The organism is Streptococcus sp. CF7_Ac1-12 (genome assembly GCF_024295905.1).
Taxonomy (GTDB): Bacteria; Bacillota; Bacilli; order Lactobacillales; family Streptococcaceae; genus Streptococcus; species Streptococcus mitis_AP.
Genome location: NZ_JANCPG010000010.1, coordinates 47049 through 69054, shown reverse-complemented (window position 1 = coordinate 69054; position 22006 = coordinate 47049). Strand labels below are relative to the sequence as shown.

24 protein-coding genes are annotated in these 22006 nt (G+C 40.0%); 17 read left to right on the top strand and 7 right to left on the bottom strand.

Annotated features, from left to right (window positions below; all coding sequences use genetic code 11):
* Positions 1-89 precede the first annotated feature (89 nt).
* The 6 genes from pgdA to NMM17_RS06410 all read left to right on the top strand — a co-directional run bounded on the left by pgdA (position 90) and on the right by NMM17_RS06410 (position 6916).
* Positions 90-1481 (top strand): peptidoglycan-N-acetylglucosamine deacetylase PgdA, encoded by a 1392-nt coding sequence (gene pgdA, locus NMM17_RS06435; RefSeq protein WP_050542114.1) that lies wholly within the window; start codon positions 90-92, stop codon positions 1479-1481.
* A 77-nt stretch (positions 1482-1558) separates the two neighbouring features.
* Positions 1559-2401 (top strand): aldo/keto reductase, encoded by an 843-nt coding sequence (locus tag NMM17_RS06430; RefSeq protein WP_000844579.1) that lies wholly within the window; start codon positions 1559-1561, stop codon positions 2399-2401.
* Between the two features lie 270 nt (positions 2402-2671).
* Positions 2672-3433 (top strand): hypothetical protein, encoded by a 762-nt coding sequence (locus tag NMM17_RS06425; protein ID WP_000429572.1) that lies wholly within the window; start codon positions 2672-2674, stop codon positions 3431-3433.
* A gap of 18 nt (positions 3434-3451) precedes the next feature.
* Complete coding sequence (glyQ, locus tag NMM17_RS06420; protein WP_000038736.1) at positions 3452-4369, top strand: glycine--tRNA ligase subunit alpha; 918 nt, start codon at positions 3452-3454, stop codon at positions 4367-4369.
* Between the two features lie 211 nt (positions 4370-4580).
* Positions 4581-6617: a glycine--tRNA ligase subunit beta gene (gene glyS, locus NMM17_RS06415; protein ID WP_254754066.1), complete on the top strand. Its 2037-nt coding sequence runs from the start codon at positions 4581-4583 to the stop codon at positions 6615-6617.
* A gap of 41 nt (positions 6618-6658) precedes the next feature.
* Entirely contained in the window at positions 6659-6916 is a 258-nt protein-coding gene (locus tag NMM17_RS06410; protein WP_000372163.1) for a DUF896 family protein, read from the top strand.
* A gap of 218 nt (positions 6917-7134) precedes the next feature.
* Here the strand turns inward: NMM17_RS06410 and NMM17_RS06405 are convergent, their stop codons facing one another.
* Genes NMM17_RS06405 through NMM17_RS06395 form a run of 3 tightly spaced genes read right to left on the bottom strand, consistent with a single transcriptional unit; the run spans position 7135 to position 9986 of the window.
* A complete protein-coding gene (locus tag NMM17_RS06405; protein WP_000673661.1) occupies positions 7135-8379 on the bottom strand; it encodes an NAD(P)H-dependent oxidoreductase in 1245 nt (414 codons plus the stop codon).
* An 18-nt stretch (positions 8380-8397) separates the two neighbouring features.
* Positions 8398-9003 (bottom strand): NADPH-dependent FMN reductase, encoded by a 606-nt coding sequence (locus NMM17_RS06400; protein ID WP_000915954.1) that lies wholly within the window; start codon positions 9001-9003, stop codon positions 8398-8400.
* A gap of 59 nt (positions 9004-9062) precedes the next feature.
* Positions 9063-9986: an FAD:protein FMN transferase gene (locus NMM17_RS06395; RefSeq protein WP_254754065.1), complete on the bottom strand. Its 924-nt coding sequence runs from the start codon at positions 9984-9986 to the stop codon at positions 9063-9065.
* Between the two features lie 307 nt (positions 9987-10293).
* Between NMM17_RS06395 and nox the strand changes: the two genes are divergently transcribed.
* The 3 genes from nox (at position 10294) to pdxT (ending at position 13282) form a co-directional block, all read left to right on the top strand.
* A complete protein-coding gene (gene nox, locus NMM17_RS06390; protein WP_033681383.1) occupies positions 10294-11673 on the top strand; it encodes a H2O-forming NADH oxidase in 1380 nt (459 codons plus the stop codon).
* 151 nt (positions 11674-11824) lie between these two features.
* The gene (gene pdxS, locus NMM17_RS06385; RefSeq protein ID WP_254754064.1) at positions 11825-12700 is read left to right on the top strand and encodes a pyridoxal 5'-phosphate synthase lyase subunit PdxS; all 876 of its coding nucleotides are present in this window, start codon (positions 11825-11827) and stop codon (positions 12698-12700) included.
* Positions 12701-13282: a pyridoxal 5'-phosphate synthase glutaminase subunit PdxT gene (pdxT, locus tag NMM17_RS06380; protein WP_254754063.1), complete on the top strand. Its 582-nt coding sequence runs from the start codon at positions 12701-12703 to the stop codon at positions 13280-13282.
* A 20-nt stretch (positions 13283-13302) separates the two neighbouring features.
* Here the strand turns inward: pdxT and NMM17_RS06375 are convergent, their stop codons facing one another.
* Together NMM17_RS06375 and NMM17_RS06370 are read right to left on the bottom strand one after the other, a co-directional pair.
* On the bottom strand, positions 13303-13950 hold the full coding sequence (locus NMM17_RS06375) for a hemolysin III family protein (protein WP_254754062.1): 648 nt from the start codon (positions 13948-13950) through the stop codon (positions 13303-13305).
* Positions 13947-14393: a DUF1836 domain-containing protein gene (locus NMM17_RS06370; RefSeq protein WP_061589825.1), complete on the bottom strand. Its 447-nt coding sequence runs from the start codon at positions 14391-14393 to the stop codon at positions 13947-13949. The genes NMM17_RS06375 and NMM17_RS06370 overlap by 4 nt, the downstream gene beginning before the upstream one ends.
* A 134-nt stretch (positions 14394-14527) precedes the next feature.
* Between NMM17_RS06370 and NMM17_RS06365 the strand changes: the two genes are divergently transcribed.
* The 7 genes from NMM17_RS06365 (at position 14528) to trxB (ending at position 18880) form a co-directional block, all read left to right on the top strand.
* Complete coding sequence (locus NMM17_RS06365) at positions 14528-15022, top strand: GNAT family N-acetyltransferase (RefSeq protein ID WP_000405862.1); 495 nt, start codon at positions 14528-14530, stop codon at positions 15020-15022.
* Positions 15022-15531 carry a methylated-DNA--[protein]-cysteine S-methyltransferase gene (locus NMM17_RS06360; RefSeq protein ID WP_001170331.1) on the top strand — a complete coding sequence of 170 codons (510 nt, stop codon included), beginning with the start codon at positions 15022-15024 and terminating at the stop codon, positions 15529-15531. Before NMM17_RS06365 ends, NMM17_RS06360 begins: the two co-directional genes overlap by 1 nt.
* A gap of 12 nt (positions 15532-15543) precedes the next feature.
* A complete protein-coding gene (locus tag NMM17_RS06355; RefSeq protein WP_000889089.1) occupies positions 15544-15900 on the top strand; it encodes an arsenate reductase family protein in 357 nt (118 codons plus the stop codon).
* 157 nt (positions 15901-16057) lie between these two features.
* Complete coding sequence (locus NMM17_RS06350) at positions 16058-16858, top strand: amino acid ABC transporter permease (RefSeq protein ID WP_001103449.1); 801 nt, start codon at positions 16058-16060, stop codon at positions 16856-16858.
* The gene (locus tag NMM17_RS06345; RefSeq protein WP_000590982.1) at positions 16858-17601 is read left to right on the top strand and encodes an amino acid ABC transporter ATP-binding protein; all 744 of its coding nucleotides are present in this window, start codon (positions 16858-16860) and stop codon (positions 17599-17601) included. The genes NMM17_RS06350 and NMM17_RS06345 overlap by 1 nt, the downstream gene beginning before the upstream one ends.
* Before the next feature lie 77 nt (positions 17602-17678).
* The gene (locus NMM17_RS06340) at positions 17679-17903 is read left to right on the top strand and encodes a DUF4059 family protein (RefSeq protein WP_000926599.1); all 225 of its coding nucleotides are present in this window, start codon (positions 17679-17681) and stop codon (positions 17901-17903) included.
* A 65-nt stretch (positions 17904-17968) separates the two neighbouring features.
* The gene (trxB, locus tag NMM17_RS06335) at positions 17969-18880 is read left to right on the top strand and encodes a thioredoxin-disulfide reductase (protein WP_000272299.1); all 912 of its coding nucleotides are present in this window, start codon (positions 17969-17971) and stop codon (positions 18878-18880) included.
* Positions 18881-19114: 234 nt separating this feature from the next.
* Here the strand turns inward: trxB and rlmB are convergent, their stop codons facing one another.
* Positions 19115-19843, bottom strand: coding sequence for a 23S rRNA (guanosine(2251)-2'-O)-methyltransferase RlmB (gene rlmB, locus NMM17_RS06330; RefSeq protein WP_000855720.1), 729 nt, complete (start codon positions 19841-19843; stop codon positions 19115-19117).
* A 44-nt stretch (positions 19844-19887) separates the two neighbouring features.
* Positions 19888-20499 carry a peptide deformylase gene (gene def / locus NMM17_RS06325; protein WP_001272956.1) on the bottom strand — a complete coding sequence of 204 codons (612 nt, stop codon included), beginning with the start codon at positions 20497-20499 and terminating at the stop codon, positions 19888-19890.
* A 174-nt stretch (positions 20500-20673) separates the two neighbouring features.
* Here def and NMM17_RS06320 point away from each other — a divergent pair, with 174 nt between their 5' ends.
* A complete protein-coding gene (locus NMM17_RS06320) occupies positions 20674-21999 on the top strand; it encodes a CapA family protein (protein ID WP_004241626.1) in 1326 nt (441 codons plus the stop codon).
* The last annotated feature ends 7 nt before the right edge of the window (positions 22000-22006 follow it).

Sequence of the window (22006 nt, the reverse complement as noted above, 5' to 3'; positions counted from 1 at the left end):
GATTTTAAGAGGGGGTTGCCCCTCTTTTTTAATATACTATTTCCTCCAAAATCATTGAAATTATAGCTTGAATTTGATATGATGGTCTTATGGATAAAAGTAGAGCAAAGCGTGAGAATCACGATAAGATAAGAATGAGTCTAATAGCCCTAGTAGCTATCTTCTCAGTAAGTATTTGTGTCCTTGGTTCAATAATTGGATACAAAATATACACAAAACAAAGTTTTGAACAAAAGATTGAATCGCTCAAAAAAGAGAAAGATGATCAATTGAGTGAGGGAAATCAGAAGGATCATTTTCGTAAGGGACAAGCAGAAGTAATTGCCTATTATCCTCTCCAAGGGGAGCAAGTGATTTCGCCTATAAAGGGAATTATGACACAGGGTATTAAAGACAATCTAGAGGATAAGGAAAATCTGGTTTTTTATTATACGGAGAAACAGGATTCGACTTTAAAAGGGATTGTCAACCGAAGTGTGATGAAACAAGTCTATGATTTAACTTCGTCAAAAGTTGAAGAGACTGAAAAAACTAGTCTGGCAAAAGTTCATTTGACAGAAGATGGTAAATCTTTTACACTTGATCAATTATTTTCAGATGCTAGTAAAGCCAAAGAACAGCTGATTAAAGAAATGACCTCTTTCTTACAGGATAAGAAATTGGAGCAAGAAAAGATTGATCTGCTTGTTAAAGGCTTCTCTGACCAAGACCTGTCTGCATGGAACTTTGATTATAAGGATAGCCAAATTATCCTTTATCCAAGTCAGGCAGTGGAAAATCTAGATGAGATTGCCTTACCAGTATCTAGTTTCTTTGAGGTCATTCAGTCCTCTTATCTATTAGATAAGGATGCCGAACTTTACAAGGCCTATTATGAAAAGAAAAATCGTAAAGTAGTAGCCTTGACTTTTGATGATGGACCGAATCCTGCAACGACAAATCAAGCATTAGATACTCTTTCTAAGTATGGTATTAAGGCAACTTTCTTTGTACTAGGTAAGAATGTTTCTGGAAATGAAGAGATTTTGAAACGCATGAAAGCAGATGGTCATGTCATTGGGAACCATAGTTGGAGCCATCCAGTGCTTTCAAAACTTTCGCTTGACGAAGCCAAAAAACAAATAACTGATACTGAGGATGCGCTAACTAAGGTGCTGGGCTCTAGTTCTAAACTCATGCGTCCACCTTATGGAGCCATTACAGATGACATTCGCAATGGCCTTGATTTGAGCTTTATTATGTGGGATGTGGATAGTCTGGACTGGAAGAACAAAAATGAAGCAGCGATTTTGACAGAAATTCAACGCGAAGTCAAGAATGGTTCTATTATTCTCATGCATGATATCCATGCTGAGACGGTCAATGCTCTACCGAAGGTTATTGACTATTTGAAAGGTCAAGGTTATGACTTTGTGACAATTCCAGATTTGTTAGATACTCGTCTTAAAGCCCACCAGCTCTACTACGACCGCAATCAATAATACACAAAATCTAAAGAGATAAGTTTTCCTTGAAAATTTGGCTCTTTGGATTTTCTTCTAATTTAGAAAGGAAAAAAATGAAATCTTATACTTTAAACAATGGCGTTACAATTCCAGTTCTAGGATTTGGAACCTGGAAAGCTGAGAATGGAGAAATTGCCTACCAAGCAGTTTTGGAGGCTTTAAAGGCAGGCTATCACCATATCGATACGGCTGCCATCTATAAAAACGAAGAAAGCGTTGGTCGTGCTATTCAAGATAGTGGGATTCCTAGGGAGGAAATTTTTGTAACCAGCAAACTCTGGAATACAAATCACAACTATGAGCAAGCTCGTCAGGCTTTTGAAGAGTCTTTAGAGAAGCTGGGATTGGAATATTTGGATTTGTATTTGATTCATTGGCCAAATCCAAAACCACTTAGAGAGAATGACCAATGGAAAACTCGAAATGCGGAAGTTTGGAGAGCTATGGAAGATCTCTATAATGAAGGTAAAATCCGTGCTATCGGAGTTAGTAATTTCCTTCCCAAGCATTTGGATGCATTGCTTGAAACAGCAAAAATTGTTCCTGCAGTTAATCAAATCCGCTTGGCGCCAGGTGTATATCAAGAAGAAGTCGTAGCTTACTGTCGAGAAAAAGGAATTTTATTGGAAGCTTGGGGTCCTTTTGGTCAGGGAGAACTGTTTGATAACAAGCAAGTGCAAGAAATAGCTGAAAATCACGGAAAGTCTGTTGCTCAGATAGCCTTGGCATGGAGCTTAGCAGAAGGATTTTTACCCCTTCCGAAATCTGTTACAGCATCTCGTATTCAGGCTAATCTTGATTGTTTCGGAATTGAGCTGAATCGTGAGGAACGTGAAACCTTAAAAACAATTGCTGTTCAGTCTGGTGCTCCACGAGTTGATGATATGGATTTCTAGAAAATCATAAAAAAATTGTACATTGTTCTAATTTTTGATATAATAGTCAGCAGGAAAGAAAGTCTTATGGCGTTCTTCAAGCGAGCTTGGGATAGTGGGAGCCAAGTAGGACAAAATAAAGAGCTGGCGCTTTCTGTAGTATTTTCAAAAACAATGAAGTAATAAATTAGGGTGGAACCGCGTTTTTGACGCCCCTAGGTTAAATCAACCTAGGATTGTCGGACGCGGTTCTTTCGCTATTCAGTCTATTATGTGAAAGAAAGGAGAGACGTGGAAAACCTTTATCTTGTAAAAGACGATAGTCAACTAGCTACATTTCGTGATTTTGTAGTAAGAAATACTGAAAAGTTGAAAGATTATCAATCTTTTTTAAAGAATGAACTTGCAGTCTGTGATTTACCGCAAGCCGTTATTTGGTCAAGTTTTAATGCTGCTACACAGATTATTAGGGAAAGTGCTGTTCCAGCCTATACAAATAATAGACGAATGGTTATGACGCCTGATTTAGCTGTTTGGAAAGAGTTGTATTTGTATCAGTTGATGGACTACGAGTGTTCTCAGCAAACTCAAGCAATAGAAAGTCACTATCATTCTTTATCTGAAAATTTCCTCTTACAGATTGTAGGACATGAGTTAGCTCATTGGTCGGAGCATTTTTTAGATGATTTTGATGGTTACGACTCTTATATATGGTTCGAAGAGGGGATGGTTGAATATATTAGTCGCAAGTATTTCTTGACAGAAGAGGAATTTCAAGCGGAAAAAATTTGTAATCAATCTCTTGTAGAACTTTTTCAGAAGAAGTATGGTTGGCATTCATTGAATGATTTTGGTTCTTCGACTTATGATAAGAACTATGCAAGTATTTTTTACGAATACTGGCGTAGTTTTTTGACAATAGATAAGTTGGTAGAAAATCTAGGTAGTGTACAAGCGGTCTTCGATTCTTATCATTTATGGGCAAATACAGATAAAACTCTTCCCTTGTTAAATTGGTTTGTTCAGCAGAAATTAATTGAAAAAGAAATATAAAAACTAAAGGAGTAAACAATGTCTAAAAAATTGACTTTCCAGGAAATCATCCTTACTTTGCAACAATTTTGGAATGACCAAGGTTGTATGCTTATGCAGGCTTATGATAATGAAAAAGGTGCGGGGACAATGAGTCCTTACACTTTCCTTCGCGCTATTGGACCTGAACCATGGAATGCGGCTTATGTAGAGCCATCACGTCGTCCTGCTGACGGTCGTTACGGGGAAAACCCTAACCGTCTTTACCAACACCATCAATTCCAGGTGGTCATGAAGCCTTCTCCATCAAATATCCAAGAACTTTACCTTGAGTCTTTAGAAAAATTGGGAATCAATCCTTTGGAACACGATATTCGTTTTGTTGAGGACAACTGGGAAAACCCATCAACTGGTTCAGCTGGTCTTGGTTGGGAAGTTTGGCTTGATGGGATGGAAATCACTCAGTTCACTTATTTCCAACAAGTCGGTGGATTGGCAACTGGCCCTGTGACTGCGGAAGTTACCTATGGTTTGGAGCGCTTGGCTTCTTATATCCAAGAGGTTGACTCTGTCTATGATATCGAGTGGGCTGATGGTGTAAAATACGGAGAAATCTTCATCCAGCCTGAGTATGAGCACTCAAAATATTCATTTGAAATTTCAGATCAAGAAATGTTGCTGGAAAACTTTGATAAGTTTGAAAAAGAAGCTGGTCGTGCCTTAGAAGAAGGTTTGGTTCACCCTGCCTATGACTATGTTCTAAAATGTTCACACACCTTTAACCTGCTTGATGCGCGTGGTGCGGTATCTGTAACAGAGCGTGCAGGATATATCGCCCGTATCCGTAACTTGGCCCGTGTCGTAGCCAAAACCTTTGTCGCAGAGCGCAAACGCCTAGGTTACCCACTTTTGGATGAAGAAACACGAGCTAAACTCTTAGCAGAAGACGCAGAATAAAGAGAGTGACAAATTACGAAAATGGGCGAACAGAGTGAGCCCTGAGCCAGTTGCCGCAGTGATGAAGGTATCCTTAGTGAAGCTAAGGATACTAGGCAAAATTGGAGACTTTTGGCTCCAATTTTAGCAATGAAACAACGAAGTTGGTTGCTTGCGTGCCAATCACATAAGGCAAACTGGAAAATAAAAAGATACTTTTCGGAGAAAAAACATGACAAAAAACTTATTAGTAGAACTCGGTCTTGAAGAATTACCAGCCTATGTTGTCACACCAAGTGAAAAACAACTAGGTGAAAAAATGGCAGCCTTCCTCAAGGAAAACCGCCTGTCTTTTGAAGCTATTCAAACCTTCTCAACACCACGTCGTTTGGCTGTTCGAGTTACTGGTCTTGCAGACAAACAGTCTGATTTGACAGAAGATTTTAAGGGGCCAGCAAAGAAAATTGCCTTGGATAGTGATGGAAACTTCACAAAAGCAGCTCAAGGATTTGTTCGTGGAAAAGGATTGACTGTTGAAGATATCGAATTCCGTGAAATCAAGGGTGAAGAATATGTCTATGTTACCAAGGAAGAAATTGGTCAAGCAGTTGAAGCCATTGTTCCTGGTGTTGTAGATGTCTTGAAGTCATTGACTTTCCCTGTTAGCATGCACTGGGCTGGCAATAGCTTTGAGTACATTCGTCCTGTTCACACTTTAACCGTTCTTTTAGATGAGCAAGAGTTTGATTTGGATTTCCTTGATATCAAGGGTGATCGTGTGAGCCGTGGCCATCGTTTCTTGGGACAAGAAACAAAGATTCAGTCAGCTTTGAGCTATGAAGAAGATCTTCGTAAGCAGTTTGTAATCGCAGATCCACGTGAACGTGAGCAAATGATTGTTGACCAAATCAAAGCAATCGAAGCTGAACACAGTGTACGTATCGAAATTGATGCTGACTTGCTGAATGAAGTCTTGAACTTGGTTGAATACCCAACTGCCTTTATGGGAAGCTTTGATGCCAAATACCTTGAAGTTCCAGAAGAAGTCTTGGTGACTTCGATGAAGGAACACCAACGTTACTTTGTTGTTCGTGATCAAGATGGAAAACTCTTGCCAAACTTCATTTCTGTTCGTAACGGAAATGCAGAGCATTTGGAAAATGTTATCAAAGGAAATGAAAAAGTCTTGGTAGCTCGTTTAGAAGACGGTGAATTCTTCTGGCGTGAAGACCAAAAATTGGTGATTTCAGACCTTGTTGAAAAATTAAACAATGTCACCTTCCATGAGAAGATTGGTTCCCTTCGTGAGCACATGATTCGTACGGGTCAGATTGCGGTACTTTTGGCTGAAAAAGCAGGTTTGTCAGTGGATGAAACAGTTGACCTAGCTCGCGCAGCTGCCATTTACAAATTTGACTTGTTGACAGGTATGGTTGGTGAATTTGACGAGCTCCAAGGAATTATGGGTGAGAAATATGCCCTTCTTGCTGGGGAAACTCCAGCAGTGGCGGCTGCTATTCGTGAACACTACATGCCTACATCAGCTGAGGGAGAGCTTCCAGAGAGCAAGGTCGGTGCAGTGCTTGCCATTGCAGACAAATTGGATACGATTTTGAGTTTCTTCTCAGTAGGCTTGATTCCATCAGGTTCTAATGACCCTTATGCCCTTCGTCGTGCAACTCAAGGTGTGGTTCGTATCTTGGATGCCTTTGGTTGGCACATTGCTATGGATGAGTTAATTGATAGCCTTTATGCTTTGAAATTTGACAGCTTGACTTATGAAAATAAGACAGAGGTTATGGACTTTATCAAGGCTCGTGTTGATAAGATGATGGGTTCTACACCAAAAGATATCAAGGAAGCCGTTCTTGCAGGATCAAACTTTGTTGTGGCGGATATGTTGGAAGCAGCAAGCGCTCTCGTGGAAGCAAGCAAAGAAGATGACTTCAAACCATCTGTTGAATCACTTTCTCGTGCCTTTAACTTGGCTGAGAAGACAGAAGGAGTTGCTACAGTTGATTCAACACTATTTGAAAATGACCAAGAAAAAGCCTTGGCAGAAGCAGTAGAAACACTTGCTTTATCAGGATCTGCAAGTCAACAATTGAAACAACTCTTTGCACTTAGCCCAGTTATTGATGCTTTCTTTGAGAATACCATGGTAATGGCAGAAGATCAGGCTGTCCGTCAAAATCGTTTGGCTATCTTGTCTAATTTAACTCAAAAAGCAGCTAAACTTGCTCGTTTTAACCAAATTAACACTAAATAAAATTTGATAAACGGACTTTATCTTATCACAAAGGAGAAGAAATGGATCAGAAAAAAATTGATCGTATCAACGAGCTTGCTAAAAAGAAAAAAGCAGAAGGCTTGACACCAGAAGAAAAAGTGGAACAAGCTAAACTACGTGAGGAGTACATCGAAGGTTATCGTCGCTCTGTTCGTCACCACATTGAGGGAATCAAAATTGTGGATGAAGAAGGAAACGATGTTACACCAGAAAAACTACGCCAAGTTCAACGTGAAAAAGGATTACATGGTCGCAGTCTCGATGATCCAAATTCATAATAATACTCTTCGAAAATCAAATTCAAACCACGTCAGCTTCACCTTGCCGTACTTAAGTACAGCCTGCGGCTAGCTTCCTAGTTTGCTCTTTAATTTTCATTGAGTATAAGTATTCTTTCTTTTAACAAAGATAGATGAAATAATAACCAAAAGACTAGCAATTTGTGTTTGCTAGTCTTTTTTCGTTAAAAAAGGAACCAAGATGGTTCCTAAAGTTATTAGTTACTTGCGCCAGATGTAGCGTCTGCGCCACCACCGTGACCACCGGCATCACCTGCATCAGAAGCTCCAGATGTAGCATCTGCATCGCCGTGACCATGTCCGCCAGCAGGAGCTGCAGCATTTCCACCGACTAAACGTTGACCAGTTGTATTGAGGTACCAGTCAAGCCATGGTTGAAAATTAAAGATAATTTCATTAATTCCAGCATATGAACCATCTGGGTAGTACATTGCTTGGTAATTATGGGTATTAATAACACCTTCAGGTGTTCCTGGCACAATTGTACGGACATATTCTTGATCCCCGTTACGCAATACGCCGACAACCCATTCAACGTTTTTCATTCTAGAATCTGGCAATGTACCGTGTACTGTTCCTAATCTATTTCCTGATTGAGCACGTACACGTTTACCAAACATTGTATCTGGGTCTTGGTGTGCGTTATTAAAGTACAAGAATTGATTGTTATCATCTGCAAATGTCAATTCAAATGGCATTGCTTTCAAGAACATGTCAATTTGGTTAACTGTCAAGATACCGTGGTCTAATTTAACGTAAGTATCTCCAGAAACAGCTCCAACAAGTTCAGCTGCTTTTTCTACCCATTCAGGATCATCTGGGTCAACACCTTGGATGGTAGTTGCAATTGAATTTGTACAATATAAATCTTCTGGTTCAATTGGTTTTGGTTTTTTCAATTTTGAAACGACTCCCACATATTTTACAAAGTTGTCTAAACATGTTTCAAGGAAATTAACAGTTCCTTCATTTGTGATATTCCCATTAACATCAAAGGCTTCTTTAGCTTTACCGAGAAGAAATTCATTTCCTGGAAGAGTGTAAGCATTGACACCTGGAGCGTCAAGAATCTTACGAAGGTGAACTTGGGCACGAGAAGTACCTTGGTCGTAGTAAGATGCTCCCACAATCATGACTGGTTTGTTTTCAAATGGATGAACTTCGTATGAAAGCCATTCAAGAACAGATTTTAGGGAAGCTGAGATTGTGTGGTTGTGCTCAGGAGTAGCAATGATAACACCATCAGCACGAGTAATTTTGTTATATAAATAACGTAATTGGAAACTTTCGTCCCATTTTTCGTCTTGGTTAAACATTGGAACTTCGTCAATTTCGAGAACTTCTAATTCAAATTTGAGTTTGAAGTGACGACGGATGAATTCCAAGAGTTTACGGTTATATGATTGATCGTAGTTTGATCCTACAAGTCCAACAAATTTCATTCTTTTTGGTCTCCTATCTTACAAATTTTCCCAGTCAAAATCTTCAGCATCTTTGCGAAGTAATTCTTGTGCATTGCGCAATTTTTCTGTGATTTTTACAAAGATACGGTAGTCGTCAAAAGTAGCATCCAGTTTTTTGATAACATCAAGATCTACTAGGTCTCCACTTGGGTTGAAGGCTTGAAGAGAATGTGAAAGCAAGAATTCATCTGGAAGGACACTCGCTTTAATTTCTGGAGCATTCAAGATTTGGCGAAGTTGTAATTGGGCACGTGATGAACCAAGCGTACCATATGAAGCACCTGTAATCATGATTGGTTTGTTCAAAAGTGGATAGATACCATAAGACAACCAAGCAAGAGCGCTCATCAAAACAGCTGGGATAGAGTGGTCATACTCAGGAGTACCGATAATAACGCCATCTGCCTCTTCAATTTTAGCAGCAATTTCTAGAATTTCAACAGGTACTTGCTTGTCAGCTGGTTTGTTGAAGACAGGGATGTCCTTGATTTCAACAAGTTCAATTTCAGCTTTTTCAGCAAAGTGTTTTTGCATGTATTGAAGCAATTGACGGTTTGTAGAACGTTTTGAATTTGTTCCAACAATAGCAATAAGTTTTAACATGAGATTTCCTTTCTCTTTTTACATAATACAATTTAAGAACTCCATTGAAATATCTATTTCTATAGAGTAGGAATTCCTGAAGAATAGCTTAGATGACCTTCTTTATCGATAAGGATGGCTTCTATGCCCTCCAAACTTTCGACTTGCCAGAGTATAGAAGCAGGTCTTTCTCCAAAGAGTCGAGTTGTCCAGATTTCGCCATCGACTGATTTATCAGAGATGATTGTCAGACTAGCTAGTTCCGTTTCAACAGGATATCCTGTTTGACTGTCAAAAATATGATGGTAGTCTTTTCCATCGACTGTCAGGTGACGTTCATAAATGCCTGAAGTCACGACAGATTTATTGACAACAGGGATGGTCATTAAGTGATTTCCCCTAGGATTGGCTGGGTCTTGAATCCCGATTTGCCAAGGCTGATTGCCTCTTTCCTGATTTTTACCAATGGTCAGGATATTCCCTCCCAGATTGATTAAGGCAGATGTCACTCCCTCTTCTCTCAGAAATTGAGCAACCTTATCCGCACTATACCCCTTGGCTAAACAACCAAGATCGATCTTCATTCCTTTCTGTTTCAAGAATACAGTGGAAGTGGAAGAATCTAACTCGATAGAGTGAGGATTGATTAAAGGTAGAATCGATTCAATTTCTTGAGGTTGGGCCACTTTGGCATCTGAAAAACCGATGCGCCAGGTTTGAATCAAGGGACCAATGCTGATGTTGAGATGACTAGAGGGCGCTAGGCTATGTTCTAATCCAAGTGAAATCAATTCAAATAAATCAGGATGAACCTTGACTGGAGCTATTCCAGCTTGATAATTGATTTCCATCAACTCAGATTCTTGGCTATTGGCATTGAAGCGATACTCAAGCTCTTTGAGTAAATCAAAGGATTTTTGGAGCAAGATATCGGCTTGCTCTTCTACTAATGAAATAGTAATAGTAGTCCCCATTAGCCGTTCGGAATGTGAACTAAGAGGCAAGCTACCAACTCCTTTCTCTTATGAAAAGAAGGCTGAAATATAGTAAATTTATATTAAATTTAACCCCTTACATTTTCTTTCCATGATACTAGCATACCATAAAGTCAGCGTTTTCACAAATAAAATTTGTAAACTTGTCAAGAAATATGCTCAGAAAAAAAGAGTAATTGTAAGAAAGACTGATAAAATACAGATTATTTACATTTTTTTACAAAAAAATCGGGAAAATTAACTAAACTCTTGTAAACGCTAACAGTAAATGTTATACTAGAAGAGTAAATTTAAAATTGAAGGTAGGAATTTTTCTATGAGTAAAATCGTTGTAGTTGGTGCTAACCACGCTGGTACAGCATGTATTAATACTATGTTGGATAATTTTGGAAATGAAAACGAAATCGTTGTATTTGACCAAAACTCTAACATCTCTTTCCTAGGTTGCGGAATGGCCCTTTGGATTGGGGAACAAATCGACGGTGCTGAAGGCTTGTTCTATTCTGATAAAGAAAAATTGGAAGCTAAAGGTGCTAAAGTTTACATGAACTCACCAGTTCTTTCAATCGACTATGATAACAAAGTTGTTACAGCAGAAGTTGAAGGAAAAGAGCATAAAGAATCATACGAAAAATTGATTTTTGCTACAGGTTCTACACCAATCTTGCCACCAATCGAAGGTGTTGAAATTGTCAAAGGAAACCGCGAATTTAAAGCAACTCTTGAAAATGTACAATTTGTTAAATTGTACCAAAACGCTGAAGAAGTGATTCACAAATTGGCTGACAAGAGCCAACACCTTGACCGTATTGCCGTTGTTGGTGGTGGTTACATCGGTGTTGAACTTGCTGAAGCCTTTGAACGTCTTGGAAAAGAAGTTATCCTTGTTGATATCGTTGATACTGTCTTGAACGGTTACTATGATAAAGACTTCACACAAATGATGGCGAAGAACTTGGAAGATCACAACATCCGCTTGGCTCTTGGTCAAACTGTTAAAGCAATAGAAGGTGACGGTAAAGTTGAACGCTTGATTACTGATAAAGAAAGTTTCGACGTGGATATGGTTGTTCTTGCTGTTGGTTTCCGTCCAAACACAGCTCTTGCTGATGGTAAGATTGAACTCTTCCGCAACGGTGCTTTCCTTGTAGATAAGAAACAAGAAACATCAATTCCTGGTGTTTATGCAGTAGGTGACTGTGCAACTGTTTATGACAATGCTCGTAAAGACACAAGCTACATCGCCCTTGCTTCAAATGCTGTTCGTACTGGTATCGTTGGTGCTTACAATGCTTGTGGACATGAATTGGAAGGAATCGGTGTTCAAGGTTCAAACGGTATCTCTATCTACGGTCTTCACATGGTTTCAACTGGTTTGACACTTGAGAAAGCTAAAGCAGCAGGTTACAATGCAACTGAAACAGGCTTTAACGATCTTCAAAAACCAGAATTTATGAAGCATGACAACCATGAAGTTGCCATCAAGATTGTCTTTGACAAAGATAGCCGTGAAATTCTTGGTGCACAAATGGTTTCACACGATTCTGCAATCAGCATGGGAATCCACATGTTCTCACTTGCTATCCAAGAGCATGTGACAATTGATAAATTGGCATTGACAGACCTATTCTTCTTGCCACACTTCAACAAACCATACAACTACATCACAATGGCTGCACTTACAGCTGAAAAATAATATTTGATGAACTATCTGGCCTTAAGTGAATGTCAGATAGTTTTTTAGTTAATCTGTACCCATACAATTTTGATTTTTTTATCTTGTGATTCATTCTAATCTAACTTAAAATGAAATGGTAGCTACCAATATAAATAATGAGGATAAACAAATGACTGAAAATCGTTATGAACTAAATAAAAATTTGGCGCAGATGCTCAAGGGTGGAGTTATCATGGACGTTCAAAATCCTGAACAGGCCCGTATTGCAGAGGCTGCTGGTGCGGCTGCTGTTATGGCCTTGGAGCAGATTCCAGCTGATATTCGTGCAGCTGGTGGGGTTTCCCGTATGAGTGATCCAAAGATGATTAAGGAAATCCAAGAAGCGGTTAGCATTCCTGTTATGGCTAAGGTTAGAATTGGGCATTTTGTTGAAGCCCAGATTTTAGAGGCTATCGAAATTGATTATATCGATGAGAGTGAAGTTCTATCTCCAGCTGACGACCGTTTCCATGTGGATAAGAAAGAATTCCAAGTTCCTTTTGTCTGTGGAGCTAAGGACTTGGGTGAAGCCTTGCGTCGTATCGCTGAAGGTGCTTCTATGATTCGTACCAAAGGAGAACCGGGTACGGGGGATATTGTCCAAGCTGTTCGTCATATGCGTATGATGAATCAGGAAATTCGCCGAATTCAAAACCTACGTGAGGACGAACTTTATGTTGCTGCTAAGGATTTGCAAGTCCCTGTAGAATTGGTTCAATACGTACATGAACATGGGAAATTGCCAGTTGTAAACTTTGCAGCTGGAGGCGTTGCAACGCCAGCTGATGCTGCTTTGATGATGCAATTAGGGGCAGAGGGTGTCTTTGTCGGTTCAGGTATTTTTAAGTCAGGAGATCCTGTTAAACGAGCGAGTGCTATTGTCAAAGCGGTGACTAACTTCAGAAATCCTCAAATCCTAGCTCAAATCTCTGAAGATTTAGGAGAAGCCATGGTTGGTATCAATGAAAATGAAATTCAAATTCTCATGGCTGAGCGAGGAAAATAGATGAAAATCGGAATATTAGCCTTGCAAGGTGCCTTTGCAGAACATGCAAAAGTGCTAAATCAATTAGGAGTCGAGAGTGTTGAAATCAGAAATCTAGAGGATTTTCAGCAAGAACAGAGTGACTTGTCGGGTTTGATTTTGCCTGGTGGGGAGTCTACAACCATGGGCAAGCTCTTACGTGAGCAGGACATGCTGATTCCCATTCGAGAAGCAATTCTATCTGGCTTGCCAGTATTTGGAACCTGTGCGGGTTTAATTTTGCTAGCTAAGGAAATTACTTCTCATGAAGAGAGTCATCTAGGAACTATGGATATGGTGGTCGAGCGCAATGCTTATGGGCGCCAATTAGGAAGTTTCTATACGGAAGCAGAATGTAAGGGAGTTGGTCAGATTCCAATGACCTTTATTCGTGGTCCGATTATCAGCAGTGTTGGAGAAGATGTAGAAATTCTAGCAACAGTTGATAATCAAATCGTTGCAGCCCAAGAAAAAAATATGTTGGTAACTTCTTTTCATCCAGAATTGACTGATGATGTGCGCTTGCACCAGTACTTTATCAATATGTGTAAAGAAAAAAGTTGAGACTGAGTTTCTCAACTTTTTTACATGTAATAAACAATGGCGATATATTGGAGGGCAGATGCAGCTAGGATAAAGAGATGCCAAATCATATGGAAATAAGGTTTTTTCTTGGCGTAAAATGCAGCCCCAACTGTATAACAGAGTCCGCCAGTTACCATGAGACTCCAGAAAATGGGTGTCGTTTGACTAATAATGGCGGGTATGATTGCCAGAACCAACCAGCCCATAATCAGGTAAAGAGCAAGGCTAAATTTCTCATTGACCTTTTTAGCAAAGATTTTATAGAGAATACCAAAGATGGTCGTTCCCCACTGGATGGCAATTATTAGATAGCCAAACCAGTTATTCATCAAGGTTAATACGACGGGCGTATAAGAGCCTGCGATAGCCACATAAATCATCGAATGGTCAATGATTCGCAAGACATATTTGTGGGTCGAACCATAGGCCATAGAGTGATAAATGGTGGATGATAGAAACATTAGAAAGAGACTAATAACGAAAATGGAAACGCCGATAGATGATAAAAATCCGTGTACCTCATAACTATAGGTGGATGAAATGGGGAGTAAGATAAGCATGGTGACTGCACCTACGGCATGGGTCACGCTATTAGCAATCTCCTCTCCAAAACTGAGTTGTTTGCTGAGTTTAAGACTAGTGTTCATTGGATTACCTCCTCTTGAGTATGATGGATTAAGGCTAGGGTTTGATGATAGAGTTTAACGGTTTGACAGCTGGTTTGGATAATAGGGTTAGCTGGGTCAATACCTTGGTTCATGTAGTCCACAAAAGCATCGTAGAGTTGGTCTGAACTTGCTTGACTTTGTAGAGTATTAAGTGTCTGGGCTATTTCTTGAATAGAAAATACAGACTTAAGGGTTGTGATAGCAATCAAACGGGCAATCTGTTGGCGTTGGTATTTTTTCTTGTCAGGCTTTGTCAGGTAACCATGTTTCACATAATTGTTGACCATGGATGCTGTTAGGCCCTTGTCTTTATCAGGAGAGATAGGGGCGCAGACCTGATTGACATAGAGCAAAACCTGGTCTAGATAGAGGTCGATGTTTGGAATTTCTGCCCATTTGGGGTAAGAAAAGGTAGTTTTCATTTTCAACTCCTTTTTATCTAGTTTTTATAACTAGATTATAAAATAATAAAAACAGAAAGTCAAGTTTTAACTGCTTGTAGAAAGACTTAAATTATGCTATGATGGGAGAAACTAGTCAGAAATGAGGAGAAAAGATGGAAATTCGTTTAGCTTTTCCAAATGAAGTAGTTGCCATCATGCAGGTGATGGAGGATGCTAAAAAAAGTTTAGCAGCTGCTGGTAGTGACCAATGGCAAAATGGTTATCCAAATGCAGATGTTATCATAGATGATATTATCTCAGGTCAAGCCTACGTAGCCTTGGAAGAGGTAGAACTACTAGCTTATGCTGCTGTGACCAAGAGTCCAGAGGCAGCCTATGAAGCCATTTATGAAGGGAAATGGCAAGCTGGAGAGTCAGAGTACCTAGTCTTTCACCGTATTGCTGTGGCAGGAGATGCCCAGGGACAGGGAATTGCTCAAACCTTCTTAGAGGGCTTGATTGAAGGATTTGATTATCTAGATTTTCGCTCAGATACGCATGCTGAAAACAAGGTTATGCAACATATTTTTGAAAAACTTGGTTTTAAACGGGTTGGAAAGGTGCCGGTTGATGGGGAACGCTTGGCCTATCAAAAATTGAAGAAATAATGCAAAAGAAGTATGCAAAAATTCTCTACTCTTCGCCAATTGGCTCTTTTTCTCTTGTAGCTGATGACCATTATTTGTATGGAATTTGGATGCAAAAACAGAAGCATTTTGAGAGGGGATTAGGGGATGAAACGATAGAGGAAGTTGTTAGTCATCCTATCTTAAACCCAGTTATCACTTGCTTAGATGATTACTTTAAAGGCAAGTCTCAGGATTTATCTAACTTGCCCTTGGCTCCACTCGGAACAAATTTTGAAAAGCGAGTTTGGGACTATTTACAGGGAATTCCTTATGGTCATACAGTGACCTATGGACAAATAGCGAAAGACCTACAAGTGGATTCTGCCCAAGCAATTGGTGGAGCAGTGGGACGTAATCCTTGGTCTATCCTAGTACCTTGTCATCGTGTGTTGGGAGCAGACAAGCGTCTGACAGGTTATGCTGCAGGAGTAGAAAAGAAAGCTTGGCTCTTGGAGCATGAAGGCGCAGATTTTAAAGATATAAAATAGAAAGTGAAAGACATGTTAGAATTTATCGAATACCCAAAATGTTCAACTTGTAAAAAAGCAAAACAAGAATTAAACCAATTAGGTGTGGACTATAAAGCCGTTCATATTGTCGAAGAAACACCTAGCCAAGAAGTCATTTTAAACTGGCTAGAAACCTCAGGTTTCGAGTTGAAGCAATTTTTCAACACCAGTGGTATCAAATACCGTGAATTGGGGCTGAAAGATAAGGTAGGAAGCTTGTCAAACCAAGAAGCGGCTGAGTTGTTAGCAAGCGACGGTATGTTGTTAAAACGGCCAATTTTATTAGAAAATGGAACTGTTAAACAAATTGGTTATCGAAAAGCTTATGAAGAATTGGGATTGAAATAGTTTTTACTTATCTCTTTGATAGATAAAATATATAACCTCTCTGTTTCAAAGTATGATAAACTAGTATGTGGACAAAGTCTGTATCTGACCGTAGCAAATAATTTCATTGACGGCAGAAGTATGGTAGAATGAATCATTATCAGGAGAGGATGTTTTTATGAATGTTACAACGATTTTAGCATCAGATTGGTACCAAAACTTGATGCAATTGATTCCGGATGGCAAACTTTTTAGTCTGCGTTCGGTCTTTGATGGAATTCCGAGAATTGTCCAACAACTTCCAACAACGATTATGTTGACCATTGGTGGTGCTCTTTTTGGCTTGGTTTTGGCACTTCTTTTTGCCATTGTGAAAATCAATCGTGTTAAAATTTTATATCCCTTGCAGGCCTTCTTTGTTAGTTTCTTAAAAGGGACACCGATTTTGGTGCAACTCATGTTGACCTACTACGGAATTCCTTTGGCTTTGAAAGCTCTCAATCAGCAATGGGGGACTGGTCTCAATATCAATGCTATTCCAGCTGCAGCTTTTGCGATTGTCGCCTTTGCTTTTAATGAGGCAGCTTATGCTAGTGAAACCATTCGTGCAGCCATTCTCTCAGTTAATCCTGGTGAGATTGAGGCGGCACGCAGTCTGGGTATGACCCGAGCACAAGTTTATCGTCGAGTGATTATTCCAAATGCAGCAGTTGTGGCGACTCCAACCTTAATCAATTCCCTAATCGGCTTGACCAAGGGAACTTCCCTAGCCTTTAGTGCGGGTGTTGTGGAAGTCTTTGCCCAAGCTCAGATTTTGGGTGGTGCCGATTATCGTTATTTTGAACGCTTCATCTCCGTTGCCCTTGTTTATTGGGTAGTCAATATCGGAATTGAAAGCCTCGGTCGTTTCATTGAGAGAAAGATGGCTATTTCTGCACCTGATACAGTGCAAACAGATGTGAAAGGAGACCTTCGTTAATGATTAAGATTTCGAATTTAAGCAAATCCTTTTCAGGACAGACTGTCTTGGATCATCTGAACTTGGATATTCAAAAAGGGGAAGTTGTAGCCTTGATTGGTTCTTCAGGAGCTGGAAAATCAACCTTCCTTCGCAGTCTCAATTATCTTGAAACACCTGACAGTGGCTCTATTCAGATTGATGATTTCTCAGTTGATTTTTCTAAAATCACTCAAGAAGAAATCCTTGCCCTACGCCGTAAGCTGTCTATGGTTTTTCAACAGTTTAATTTGTTTGAACGTCGCACAGCACTTGATAATGTGAAGGAAGGCTTGGTTGTTGTCAAGAAATTATCTGACCAAGAAGCGACTAAGATTGCCAAGGAAGAGTTGGCTAAGGTTGGGCTTTCTGACCGTGAAAACCATTATCCTCGCCATTTATCAGGTGGACAAAAGCAACGGGTTGCCCTAGCGCGTGCGCTTGCTATGAAACCAGATGTCTTACTCTTAGACGAACCAACTTCAGCCCTTGACCCAGAATTGGTCGGTGAAGTAGAGAAGTCTATTGCAGATGCTGCTAAGTCAGGTCAGACCATGATTTTAGTCAGTCATGACATGTCCTTTGTAGCTCAAGTTGCGGATAAGATTCTCTTCCTAGATAAGGGGAAAATCATTGAGTCTGGAACACCGGATGAGATTATCCACCATCCTAAAGAAGAGCGAACAAAAGAATTCTTCGCTAGTTACAAACGGACTTATATTTGATATAATAGATAAAGAAAAACTCAGTTAGCTGGACTAGCTGAGTTTACTCTTTAAAAAAGATAGAAATGAGAGAAATCATGCTACTGCAACTATTTTCTTTATATTTCGAGAGTTTGATCTTGACCACCATCCTCGTCCTGATTTTTTTAGGGATTTGGATTGGACTGAGAGCCATGTCGGGAGTTGATAAGACAGCCAAGGCTCGCCAAGCCCATCTCTATGATATGATTATGATTGGTGTTTTGGTTGTTCCAGTATTATCCTTTGCGGTTATGAGTTTAATTCTTGTTTTCAAGGCATAATCCTTGCGTGATTGACAAGAAAGAGTTAGAATAAAGATAGTTACAACAAGAAAGAAGGAAACTATATGTACGATACTATTATTATCGGTGCTGGACCTGCAGGTATGACTGCAGCCTTGTATGCTGCTCGAAGCAATCTGAAAGTAGCCTTGATTGAAGGTGGTCTGCCAGGTGGTCAGATGAATAATACATCTGATATTGAAAATTACCCTGGATACGCTAATATTAGTGGGCCAGAATTGGCAGAAAAGATGTTTGAACCGCTTGAAAATCTTGGTGTTGAGCACATTTATGGTTATGTTGAAAATGTCGAAGACCATGGTGATTTTAAGAAAGTGATGACTGATGACCAAACATATGAAACTCGTACCGTTATCGTGGCGACTGGCTCTAAACACCGTCCTTTGGGAGTACCTGGAGAAGAAGAACTGAACAGTCGTGGTGTTTCTTACTGTGCCGTGTGTGATGGTGCTTTCTTCCGTGACCAAGATTTGTTGGTAGTTGGTGGCGGAGATTCAGCTGTCGAAGAAGCCCTCTTCTTGACTCGTTTTGCTAAGACTGTTACCATTGTTCACCGTCGTGACCAACTTCGTGCCCAAAAGGTTTTACAAGACCGCGCCTTTGCGAATGAGAAAATCAGCTTTATCTGGGATTCTGTAGTGAAGGAAATCAAGGGTGAAAACAGAGTAGAATCTGTCGTTTTTGAAAATGTGAAAACAGGTCAAGTGACAGAACAAGCCTTCGGTGGTGTCTTTATCTATGTTGGATTGGATCCTCTTAGCGATTTTGTTAAAGAATTGAATATCCAAGATCAGGCAGGTTGGATTGTGACAGATAACCACATGAAAACTGCAGTTGACGGTATCTTTGCAGTTGGAGATGTTCGCCAGAAAGACCTTCGTCAAGTGACAACAGCAGTTGGAGATGGAGCTATCGCTGGTCAAGAAGCTTATAAATTTATCACAGAACATAGTTAATACACTTCTAAAATCTCTTCAAACCACGTTAGCTTCGCTTTACCGTAGGTATGGGTACTGACTTCGTCAGTTCTATCCACAACTTCAAAACAGTGTTTTGAGCTGACTTCGTCAGTCTTATCTACAACCTCAAAGCAGTGCTTTGAGCTGTCTACAGCTAGCTTCCTAGTTTGCTCTTTGATTTTCATTGAGTATAATCATAAAAAGTTTCCAATCAGATGACTGGAAACTTTTTTATAGTCTATTTCGAAAAACTTCGTACATGAGGATGGCTGCAGCAACACTGGCATTGAGACTTTGAACATGTCCATTCATAGGAATGGTAATCATCTCATCAACTTGTTTTTTGATGTTGCTAGAGATGCCTTTTCCTTCATTTCCGATGATGAGGGCGATTTTCCCTTTTGTATTCCACTTGTGGCAAGGAGTCCCATTCATATCTGTTCCAAAGGTCCAGAAGCCTTCATCCTTGAGTTTGTCTAGAGTTTGGCTTAGATTGGTTACTCGGGCAATTGGAACATGCTCAATAGCACCTGTGGCTGTTTTAGCAACGACAGGAGTAACTCCGACAGCACGGTGCTTGGGAATGATGACTCCTGAAACATTGGTCGCATCAGCGGTTCTTAAGATGGAGCCTAAGTTGTGAGGATCAGTTAACCCGTCCAGAATCAATAGCAAAGGATTTTCTTCTTGGCGTGTTTTGGCAAGGATTTGGTCCAGCTCACTATAGGCAAATTCGGACACTCGTAGAACAAAACCTTGGTGGACAGCACCTTCAGTCATCTCAGAGAGGGATTTTTTTGAGGTCCAAGAAATGGATACCTTTTTTTCTGTAGCTAGTTCCTTGACTTTTTCAACATTCTTACCTCGTAGGTCTTCTTGGAGGTAGAGTTTGTTTCCAGTATTTGCAAGGAGGGCTTCGGTAACGGCGTGGATGCCATAGACAATATCATTTGTTTTCATGCCTCTATTATAACACAAAACCCCGTCTTGCAACGGGATTTTCTTTATTCTAGAATTAGTAAACCATCTTTAACTGCAAATGGGTCTTTTTCATTGATACGATCGTAAAACATGATACCGTTAATGTGGTCAATTTCATGCTGAACAACGATGGAGTTGTAGCCTTTGAGCTTGATACGGTGTTTTTCTCCATCCTTGTCAAAGTAGTCAACCGTAACGCGAGCATGGCGGACTACATAGCCAGGTACGTTGCGATCAACAGACAGACAACCTTCTCCTTCACCAAGAGCAGCGTCTTGAACTGAGTGAGAGACGATTTTTGGATTGTACATAATAGCTTGCAAGTCGTAAGCTTCCTGTGGGGTTTCGCCTTCTTCGACAATGTTTGGCACCAAAACAGCGATAATACGTTTTGAGATATCTAATTGAGGAGCAGCAAGTCCAACCCCACCTCGGAGCCCCATTTTCTCAGCCATGACAGGATCTTGGGAATGTTTCAGGAATTGCATCATCTTTTCGCCAAGAATGATTTCCTGGTCAGACAAGGGGAAAGTAACTTCCTCAGCAACCGCGCGTAGAGTTGGGTTTCCCTCGCGGATAATATCGTTCATATCAATTAAATGAGCAGCTTTTGTAATACGTTCTATTGCAGACATTTTCTCTCCTTTCATTACCTCTACATGATATCACAAAATGACAAGGATTGAAAGCATTACGGCATTGAGCTTTTATAGAAAATGCCTAGTAGGTTCGATTCAATTGTGAAAGAATTACTTATCTGTGATATAATAAAAAGAAAAGGCTTGCATTAGAAAGTAGGGAGAATGAAGATGCAAAGAAGACAAGATCGAAATCAGCGTGGTTCAGCTTTTCGTTTTATGAGGGGTTTGGTAAACTTTTTTAGGAGTTATCGCAAGTGGAGTAATAAAGGATTTGTGGCCATACTCTTGCTAGCAGTTGCTTTATCAATGGGCTTGGTCTTGTTGTTTGAAAGCTTCCAAGGAATCCCTTTAACCAGTCAAAAAAAGGATGCCATTTCTCAAGAAGCAAATAAGACGAACCAAAATGCTAAAGATCAGGACGAGGAGAAAACTGCTAGAATTATGGCCAACGGGGACCTCCTCTATCACATTCCCATCTATCGTTCTGCTTTAAAAGAAGATGGGACCTATGATTTCCATGAAAATTTTGAATATGTAAAACCATGGCTCAAACAAGCAGACTTGATTTTAGGTGATTTTGAAGGTACTGTGAATAAGGACCACTATTTGGCTGGTTATCCGCTATTTAATGCACCTGGAGAAGTCATGGATGCCATCAAGGATGCCGGTTATCAAGTGCTAGACTTGGCGCATAACCATATCCTAGATTCACAAATAGAAGGTGTGGTTTCAACAGCAGATGCTATTGAAAAGGCAGGAATGACACCTATTGGAGTGTATACGCATGAGTCACGTGATCAAGCTCCACTGGTTATTAAGGAAGTGAACGGTATCAAGGTTGCACTTTTGGCCTATTCTTATGGTTTTAATGGAATTGAGCAAAGTATTTCTCAAGAAGACTATACCCGCTATCTTTCAGACCTAAATGAAGACAAGATGAAGGCTGAAATTGAACGGGCAGAGAAGGAAGCGGATATCACCATTATCATGCCTCAGATGGGTGTGGAGTATCGCTTGGAACCAACTGAAGAACAAAAGGCTCTTTATCACAAGATGATTGATTGGGGAGCTGATATTATCTTTGGAGGGCACCCTCACGTAGTTGAACCATCTGAAACGGTTGAAAAAGATGGGGACAAGAAACTCATTATCTATTCAATGGGGAACTTCATTTCCAATCAACGAATTGAAACCATGCAAGATGAAGAGAATGCTAAGTGGACAGAGCGTGGCGTGCTCATGGATGTGACTGTTAAGAAAAAAGCCGGTAAGACGACAATCGAAACTGCCAAAGCGCATCCTTCTTGGGTAAACCGTACACCAAAAGGAACCTATTCTCCAGAAGGTTATCCACTATTCCTATACCAAACTTATATCTTAGAAGATTTTATCGAGGGTGGTAGTCATCGTGACCAGTTAGATGAAGCGACTAAGGAACGAATTGATACAGCCTACAAAGAAATGAACGAACATGTGGGATTGAAGTGGGACTAGCTTGAAT